An 8877-nucleotide genomic window follows, 5' to 3' on the forward strand; every position below is an offset into this window, starting at 1 on the left:
GTGCTTAGCTTTCCGGGATGACTTGCCGGCTCGCGGCCCTCATGTGCCTCGTCGCGGCCCTGTTTCTCGGCGGCTGCTCGACACTCCATCCCGAACAGCGCAGCACCTACGCGCTGAGTGCCCCCATGGCAGTCGAAGACGCGGCGTTCCTGCGATCCCTGGACAACTTCGGCGGCACCATGGTGCAGGGAAACGACGCGCAGCTCCTGGAGAACGGCGACGGCGTCTTCCCGGCCATGCTGCGGGACATCGCCGAGGCGCGCTCCACCGTCAATCTGGAGACTTACATCTACATGGACGATGAGGCCGGCAGGCTGTTCGCCGATGCGCTGATGGCGGCGAGCCGGCGCGGGGTGCAGGTCCGGCTGATGCCCGACGCCCAGGGAAGCAAGCTGGGCAAGCTGCGCGACGAGCTGCTCGCGGCAGGTGTCATCTGCAAGGACTACCGGCCGGCGCGGAGCCACGCTTATTACGGGCGCCGCACCCACCGCAAGCTGCTGGTGGTCGACGGGAGGATCGGCTATGCGGGCGGCTTCTGCATCGACCGGCGCTGGATGGGAAAAGCCCGGAACAAGGCGGAATGGCACGACAGCACCGCCCGCATCACCGGCCCGGTAGTTTCCCAGATGCAGGCGATCTTCGGGGAAGACTGGACCTACACCACCGGTGAGATCCTGGCCGGGGAGCGCTTCTATCCGAAGCTCGAGCCAGCCGGCGCCATGACGGCCCACGCCATGAAGGCTTCCAAAGGCGATGCCTCGTCGCTCCCGAAGATGCTCTACTTCATGGCGATCGAGTCCTCCCGCAAGAGCATCCACATCCAGAACTCCTATTTCCTTCCCGACGACCAGATCCGCGCTGCGCTCATCGCGGCGGCACGGCGCGGCGTCGAGGTCAAGGTGATGGTCCCCGGGCCCAACACCGACGTTCCCCCGGTCCGGATGGCCTCGCGGCACGATTACGGCGAGCTGCTGCAGGGGGGAGTTCGCATCTTCGAGTATCAGCCGACGATGATCCATTCCAAGACCCTGGTCGTGGACAGCCTCTTCTCGACCATCGGATCGATCAACCTGGATGCCCGCTCCATGTCCAAGAACGCAGAAGATGGCGTTTCGCTCTACGACCGCCGCTTCGCCGCCTCGGTCGAGGCGATGTTCCAGCGCGACCTGAAGGTCTGCCACGAGATCACCTTCGACGCCTGGAAGCATCGCGGCTTCACCGCGCGCTTCTTCGAGACCTTCTCCAGCTGGTTCGAGCCGCTGTACTGAGCCGCGCCTGACGTCCGATACGCTTCCCCTACGTAATTCATGGTAAAGGCAGAGACCCAAGAAGTCGGCCGAATGACCGGGTTCGTGGTTTTCGACTCGTCCGGTCGGTTCCCATTGGCTAGACTTGCTGCAGAGCCTTATGTGCTGCGTGTCATCGTCTCACAGCAGGCCGTTGGGACGTATCAAAGGAGAGTGCCATGGCTGAGATTCAATGGCTGAAAGATGTGGAGGAAGGGCTGCAGGAAGCGAAGCGCTCGGGAAAGCCTGTGCTGCTCGACTTCAGCGCCGCCCCGATGTGAGGAGGGTGCGCTCGGCTGGAAGCCGAGGTCTACCCCGATTCCCGCGTCGTCGATGCAGTTTCCACGCAGTTCGTGCCCATCAAAGTGCACATCAAAGAGCAGAAGCCTGTCTTCGACCGCTTCAACGCACACTGGACTCCTACCCAGCTGGTCCTCGATTCCGACGGCGTGGAGCGCCACCGGATCGAGGGGTTCCTGCCGGCCGAGGACTTCCTCGCGCAGCTCAACCTGGGTGTGGGAAAGCTGCAGTTCCAGAAGGAGGAGTACGCCAAGGCGGAAGAGACGCTGCATACCGTGGCGGAGAGCTTCCCCAAAGCGGGAGCCGGGCCGGAGGCCTGCTACTGGGAGGGGGTGGCCGCCTACAAGAAGAGCAACGACGCCAAGTATCTGGCGATGGCGGCCAAGGCCCTGAAGCGCCGGTATCCCCGCAGCGAGTGGGCACGCAAGGCGACGGTCTGGAGTCATTGAAACTAGAGCAATAAATACGAAGGCCGCCCTCGGAATCCCCCCCGAGGCCGGCCTTTGTGTTGCTTGACGAACCGAGCTATGCGGCGCGGACCTTTCTCTGCAGCTTGCGATAGGCAGCCACCAGCTTTGCGTGCTTGCGCTTCGCGGCCGTCGCCTGCCGGCGCACCTTCTTCATCCGGGTCTGCATCTTCCTGATCGACTTCGTCGTTCCGGTCGTGCGCGTCCCAGTCGTCGTGCGGGTCGTTCGCTTCGTCCTGCCGGTCTTCGTGGTCATTTGCACCTCCGGCCCTCAACTTAGTGCCGCAAGTCACCCAAGTCCAGTATCGCCCGCAGAAAGACGGCGCTCCCGCCCTCGAGACCGTGCCGAGTCACGATTGGACACTGCACGCAGGGGTGAAACCTTCCGTCTCCCACCATTTGTGGAGGATCGCAAGGCGGGGCAAGCTTCCTATATTGTCGCTGCTGGCGCTTCCCGGGCCGGGGCAAAACTCGATACGCGCCACCATCCATGTCACCTACCGCCTGAGCCTCCGGGCAGCGGCGTGGCTTTCCTGCAGGATTCGGGTCGCGAGCGAAGATTGCTTACGGTACCGGGCCGGCCCTTACGGGCGGTTCGTCGCGGTGAGCTTGCGGTATTCGGCCATGTGACGGATGGCGTCTTTGGGCTTTCCGAGCCCTTCGCACAGCAGGGCCAGGTTGTAGTGACAGTCGGCAAACCCGGGGTCGGTGCGCAGCGCCGCTTCGTACGATTCCAGCGCCTCGCGCTTGCGGCCCAGGTCATCCAGCAGGACCCCCAGGTTGTACAGGAGCACCGGGTCGCTCCCGCCGGCGCGCAGCGCCGCGCGGTAGACGCTCTCGGCCTGCTCGAGCCGCCCCATCTCATGGAGCAGGCACCCGAGGTTGATGCGTGCCTCGACGTGGCCCGGGTCGGCCGCTATCGCCTGCTCGTAAGCCTCGCGGGCGCGCTCCCGATCCTGGGACTCGAGGGCGGCGCCGTGCTCGTACCAGTCCTCGGCGCCGGCGGCGGCCGGGACGTCGGGCCGCTCCAGAATGCTCAGCGAGCCGTCGGCGGGATTGCCTTCGAAGGCCAGCAGGTATTGTCCCGACTCGGCCTGCCAGCTGCGCGAGCCCTCCTTCACCACGACGCTGTCGGATAGGGCCGCGATGCTGAGGCCCGAGAGCGGCATCGATTCGGGAAGGTGGCGGCGGAGCTCCCGGACCGAGCGGGTGATCCGCTTGCGCGGCACCTTGGCCGCCGCGAGAGCCTGCGCGGTCCGCAGCACGATCAGGTCCTGGAAGGAGAATCTCCAGGCGTTGCGCGGTCCGCGCGCCGGGGAGACGAACCCCGCCTCGACCAGCGCCCGGATGGCGCTGCGCGGCATGTGGACCAGCTTCTCGACTTCGCGGACGCTGTAGCCGTTCACGGCGTCGCCCTATTTTTTGGCGCTCTTTTTCGTGGCAGCTCCCGCCGCCTCCCGGGCGCGTCTCGGGGGCTTGCGCCCTTCGGCTGCCTCGGCCGGCTCCTGCGCCTTGGTGGGGGCCTTGCGCTCCAGGCTGGCGCGCAGCGCTTCCATCAGATCGATGACCTGGCCGCCGCCCTCGGGGACCTCGGCCATGGTGATCTCCTGCCCCTCCACTTTCTGCTGCACCGCCGTCTCGATGCGGGAGCGCACCTCGTCGACGTAGGGGGCGGGATCGAACTTGTCGGAGGCCTGCTGCTCGATCAGCAGCTTGGCGAGCTTGAGCTCCGCGTCCTTGACGTCGGTCTTCGGGATCTCGATCTCCCGGATGGATCGCACCTCACCGGCGTAGAGGAGCTGCTGCATGACCAATCCGTCCTCGACCGGGCGGATCATGATGATGTACTGCTTGCCGCGCGCCGCCCAGCGCCCGATGGCGCAGCGGTTCGACTCGCGCAGCGCCTGGGTGAGCAGCGCGTAGGGCTTGGCGCCTCCTTTGTCGGGGGCGAGGTAGTAGGCCTTGTCGAAGTAGACCGGATCGATCGATTCGATCGGCACGAACTCGGTGATGTCGGCGCTGTGCGTCCCCGCCTCCTCCATCGCCTTGAGCTCCTCCGGCGTGAACATGACGTACTGGTCCTTGGCGAACTCGTACCCCTTGACCATCTCGTCCCGCGAGACCGGCACCTCCTCCTTGGCGCAGAAGTACTGCTGCTTGAGCCGCGACCCACACCCCTTGTGCAGCAGGTTGAAGGAGATCGCGTGGCTGGACTCGGTGGCGGAGTAGAGCTTCACCGGGATCGACACGAGCCCGAAGGATACGGTTAAGGACGCGATTGACCGTGGTGCCATGCTTCCCTCCGGTTGTTCAGGTGGCGCGGTTGAGCAGGCGCTCGAGATCCTGTTTGCGGTTCAGGACGTCGCTCCATCGGTCCCCGTTGGCGGCGAGGCGCTCGGCGACGTTGGTGATCCGGAAATCGAGAGGGTGCGCGATAGCCAGCTCCTCCCAGGTCAGCGGCATGGAGACGGGAGCTCCGGGTGCGCCGCGCGGCGAGTAGGCCACGTTCAGCGTCTTGCCGCGGGCGTTCATATTATAGTCGAAGAAAATCTTGCCGGTCCGCCGGGGCACGCTCCATTCCATCGTGATGTCCTTCGGATGCCGCCGCATCAGGTGCCGACCGACGATCTCGCACAGCTCGCGGGCCTTGTCGAAGCCGATGGAGCGGCGAATCGGCACGAAGACGTGCAGCCCGGTCTTGCCCGAGGTCTTCACCACCGGCTCCAGCGACATTCCCTGCAGCAGCTCGCGCAGGTGGAAGGCGACCTCCTTCCCCTTCTCGAAGGCGACGTTATTCAGCTCCGGCTCGTCTCCCGGCGCCTCTTTGCCCGAATAGATGTAGGGGTCGAGATCGAAGACCAGGTAATCGGGGCAATCCAGGATCGATCCCTCCAGCGCCTCGAGCGACGAGGCATAATCGGTCCCCTGCACGACGGCGTCTTCTCCCAGGCAGGCGCGCGAGTGCCAGACGTGGTACTCCAGGGTCCCCGACTGCGCCAGCCAGAGCAGCGTCGGGAAGTTGTTGCACAGCAGGTAGGCGTGCTGCTCCTCTTTGTGGGACGAGAAGACGGTGATCGTCTCGACGAAGGGGGGCCGTTCCTGCTCCCAGTGCTTCTGGAAGAAGCGCTGACCATGGATCCCCTCGGGCATGCGGATCATGGTGAGGGGACGGTCCTTGAGGTGCGGCAGGATGCAAGGCGACACCCGAGCCAGGTAGCGCAGCAGGTCGCGCTTGGTCAGAGCGGGCTGGTGCAGCGCCTCGTTGGCCGGCCAGTAGACCCGGTCCAGGTTGGTGAGCCGGATGCGATGCGGCCCCACCGCCAGGGGAAAGTCCTTGCGGGAGGCATCGAGCTGCGCCACCACCTCCCCGATTTCATCCGAAGGCGCGGCCGATGCGGCGGGTGGCACCGTCGCGCGCGCCGGCCGGGCCTTGCGCAGGTCGCGCGCCGACAGATCGTCGCGCAGCCTCAGGAAGACCGGGGCGCGCAGGTGGCCGTCTTCGGTCCAGCTGTGGAACTTCACCTCGGCCACCAGCTCGGGCTTCACCCAGATTGTCGGATTGGTCAGCTCCGGCTCTTCGGCAAACGGGCAGTCGTCCTGGCGCAGCGGCTCGAGCCTCTCTTTCATCTGCGCCAGCGAGCGCTCGTCGAAGCCCGAGCCCACATGCGAGGCGAATCGCAGCTTCCCTTTTTCCCAGGTCCCGACCAGGATCGCCCCCAGGCTCTCGCGCGAGCCCTTCCCCCGGGTGTAGCCGCCGATGACGAAATCGACGCTCTGGGTCGGCTTGACCTTGAGCCACTGGTCGGAGCGCTTGCCGGGCTGGTAGCGGCTGGAGATGCGCTTGCCGACTACTCCCTCGAAGCCGGCGGCTTGCGCCGCCTCGCTCAGCGCCACGCCGTCCTCCGAGGCATGCACCAGCTGCACGCGCGGCGTGGGGAGCAGGCATTGCGACAGGTAGCGCCGCCGCTCGTGGTAGGGGCGCGAGGTCAGTCCGATGCCGGCGAAATGCAGCAGGTCGAAACAGAAATAGACCACCGGCACGCTCTGCTCGGCCGCCGCCAGGTCGCGCGGCGATTTCACCTGGACCCGGTTCTGCAGCGCGTTGAAGGAAGGCCTGCCGTCAGCGTCGAAGGCCACGATTTCGCCGTCCAGGATCATCCCGGACACTGCCTGAGAGCCCAGCTCTTCCACCAGGCCCGGGAAGCAGGGGACCAGCTCCAGGCCGCGCCGGGAGCGCAGGCTGACTTTCTTACCGTCGATGAAGGCGAGCACGCGGTAGCCGTCCAGCTTCGGCTCCCACATCCAGTCGGGCCGATTGAAGGCCGCTTCGCCGATTTCGGCGTGCATCGGCTCGAGCTTCGCCGGCATCGGCTCGACCTCTCCCGTGGGAACGAGGCGCTCCGCCGGCATGCGCCGCGCCGGCACGACCTTCATCGCCTCCACCGGCGCGCCGCACAGGACCGAGCGGTTCTGTGCGGTGACGTCCCGCGTGGTGACGAAGCGGTCCTTGTGCTTGATCAGCAGCCAGCTCTTCGCCTCCTTGGTGCGCACCAAGGCGAACGATCCCTTCACCTTCTCGCCGCGCAGCAGAAAGCTGAGCTTCCCCTGGTCGATCCCTTCGCGCACCTGCTTCTCCGCCTCCGGCCGGTCGTGGAACCAGGTCTTCTGCCCCTCGTCGGGAGAATATAGGCCGCAATCCCAGACAATCACCTCTCCGGACCCGTATTGACCCGGGGGAATGACCCCTTCGAAGGAAGCGTAGTCATAAGGGTGATCTTCGACGTGGACGGCGAGGCGTTTTTCGGTAGGATCCAGCGACGGTCCCTTGGGGACGGCCCATGATTTCAGGACCCCGTCGCACTCGAGGCGCAGATCGTAGTGCAGCGCCCGGGCTGAATGCTGCTGGATCACGAACATGAGCGGGCCGCTTCCCTTTCCGGTGAGGGCCGGTCCCGGCTCGGGGGTGGCCGTGAAGACCCGCTTGGCGGAGTACTCCCCCAGCGGAGTACCGGTCGGCGCGGGGGCAGGCTTTTTGCTCTTGTCCTTGGGCGGTCGATCGGCCAGGATGCCTCCTTGACCTGGCGGTGTTGCACCTCTTGAGCGATGAGCGAGGGTGCCGAGCGGAGCCGGAAAACGTGCAAATGCTAGCAGGAACCAGCGGCTATTCCTACAAGGAGTGGGTCGGCCACTTCTATCCCGAAAAGCTGCCGGCAGACCAGATGCTGCGCTATTACGCCGGCCGCTTCCCGACGGTCGAGATCAACAACACCTTCTACCGCATGCCGCCCGAATCGCTGCTCGAGCGCTGGGCCGGCGAGGTGCCCGACAGTTTCGCCTTCACACTGAAGGCGCCGCGGCGCATCACCCACATGAAGCAGCTGAACCTGGCCGGTCCTTCCGTCGGGGAGTTCACGAAGCGGGCGGAGATCCTGGGAGACAAGCTCGGGGTGCTGCTGTTCCAGCTGCCTCCTTATATGAAGAAGGACGTGGCGCGGCTGCGCGACCTGCTCGGCGCGCTCCCCCGCGGGCGGCGGGCAGCGCTCGAGTTCCGCCACGATTCCTGGCAGGACGACGAGGTCTACAAGACGCTGGAGGAGCACGGCGCCGCCCTGTGCGTCGCCGACACCGACGAGGGGGACACTCCTTTCGTCCGCACGTCGGAGTTCGCCTACCTGCGGCTACGCCGCACTCACTACGACGAAAAGGGCCTGCGCGGCTGGGTCGAGCGCCTCGGCGCGGAGAAGCTGGAGCGCGCCTACGTTTACTTCAAGCACGAGGACGAGGGGCTCGCCACCCGGTTCGCGGACCACCTCACGCAGCTTTGGCGGGCCGAGAGCCAAGCGAGGTAGCACCGCACGTCCCCCTCGCAGGCAATCCTGGGCGAATCCCCTTGACGGTTCATAGCGAGGGTGCCAGACTGACCCATCCAGAGACGATGACGGCTGTGATGCTCGATGGCGTTGCTCTCGATCGGGCGAAGGAGGTGAACCTTGGGAAACTCCCTCAGGTTTCCCACCTGCCTTCTGCTGCCGCTGATTGCCGGTGCGCTGCCCGCGACAGCCCGTGATTTGACCTTCGAGGAGCGCGTCGATGCCCAGCAGGCCATCGAGCGTGTCTATTACTCCCATCAGCTGGAAGCCAGGCTTCCTTTCGACCAAGCCGTCCCTCCCGAGGCGCTGAAAGCCAAGGTCCGTGACACCCTGTGGAAGTCGGCGATCCTGCAGGAACAGTGGCACGCGCCCGTCACCGCCCCGATGCTGCAGGCGGAGATGCAGAGATTGGCGCGCAGCACCCGCTTGCCGGACCGCCTTCGGGAAGTCTTTGCGGCGCTTCATGACGATCCCTTCCTGATTCAGGAGTGCCTGGCTAGGCCCCTCCTGGTGGATCGTCTGGCCCGTAGCTTCTTCTCAAGCGACGAGCGCATTCATCGCCCCTCACGCCTGAAGATGGAAGCGCTGCGCGAAGCGCTCGTTTCCGGCCGTCTGCCAGTCTCTCAAAAGGATGAGCGCCGCACCTTGGTCGAGATGGTTCGAGTCGAATCCGGAGATCCGCCGTCCGAATCTTCCCGTGACCCTGATGCGAAGGACGGTGCGTCGACACCTCTCCGGTCCCTGCGACTCCCGGAAGATGAATATCGGCGATGGCGCTCCCGCACCCCGCTGCGGATCGGTGTGGCAGGGCCCATCGAGGAGGAGCGGGATGCCTTCGTCGTCCGTGTCCTCCTGGAGGAGGACGACCATCACGCGCGGCTGGCCGAATACCGCACCGCCAAAGTTTCGTGGGATTCCTGGCGGGAAATGGCTCGGACAAGCTTGGATGAGTAC

8 protein-coding genes are annotated in these 8877 nt (G+C 65.6%); 4 read left to right on the forward strand and 4 right to left on the reverse strand.

Translation table 11 applies throughout. The annotated features are described in order from the left end of the window. Positions 1 to 41 precede the first annotated feature (41 nt). Positions 42 to 1268, forward strand: a complete 1227-nt coding sequence (locus tag VFW45_09270; protein ID HEU5180971.1) for a phospholipase D-like domain-containing protein — start codon at positions 42 to 44, stop codon at positions 1266 to 1268. 314 nt (positions 1269 to 1582) lie between these two features. Further along, the gene (locus VFW45_09275) at positions 1583 to 2035 is read left to right on the forward strand and encodes a hypothetical protein (protein HEU5180972.1); all 453 of its coding nucleotides are present in this window, start codon (positions 1583 to 1585) and stop codon (positions 2033 to 2035) included. A 76-nt stretch (positions 2036 to 2111) separates the two neighbouring features. Here the strand turns inward: VFW45_09275 and VFW45_09280 are convergent, their stop codons facing one another. From VFW45_09280 to ligD, 4 genes are all read right to left on the reverse strand, one after another. Further along, a complete protein-coding gene (locus VFW45_09280) occupies positions 2112 to 2309 on the reverse strand; it encodes a hypothetical protein (protein HEU5180973.1) in 198 nt (65 codons plus the stop codon). Positions 2310 to 2637: 328 nt separating this feature from the next. After that, positions 2638 to 3459, reverse strand: coding sequence for a tetratricopeptide repeat protein (locus VFW45_09285; protein ID HEU5180974.1), 822 nt, complete (start codon positions 3457 to 3459; stop codon positions 2638 to 2640). Between the two features lie 9 nt (positions 3460 to 3468). Next, positions 3469 to 4347 (reverse strand): Ku protein, encoded by an 879-nt coding sequence (locus VFW45_09290; GenBank protein ID HEU5180975.1) that lies wholly within the window; start codon positions 4345 to 4347, stop codon positions 3469 to 3471. 16 nt (positions 4348 to 4363) lie between these two features. Next, entirely contained in the window at positions 4364 to 7120 is a 2757-nt protein-coding gene (gene ligD, locus VFW45_09295; protein ID HEU5180976.1) for a DNA ligase D, read from the reverse strand. A gap of 74 nt (positions 7121 to 7194) precedes the next feature. Between ligD and VFW45_09300 the strand changes: the two genes are divergently transcribed. Both VFW45_09300 and VFW45_09305 read left to right on the forward strand, forming a co-directional pair. Next, the gene (locus VFW45_09300) at positions 7195 to 7902 is read left to right on the forward strand and encodes a DUF72 domain-containing protein (GenBank protein HEU5180977.1); all 708 of its coding nucleotides are present in this window, start codon (positions 7195 to 7197) and stop codon (positions 7900 to 7902) included. A 141-nt stretch (positions 7903 to 8043) separates the two neighbouring features. Further along, a partial coding sequence (locus VFW45_09305; protein HEU5180978.1) for a hypothetical protein occupies positions 8044 to 8877 on the forward strand: 834 nt, incomplete at its 3' end.

This window comes from Candidatus Polarisedimenticolia bacterium, assembly GCA_035764505.1.
Classification (GTDB): Bacteria; Acidobacteriota; Polarisedimenticolia; order Gp22-AA2; family AA152; genus AA152.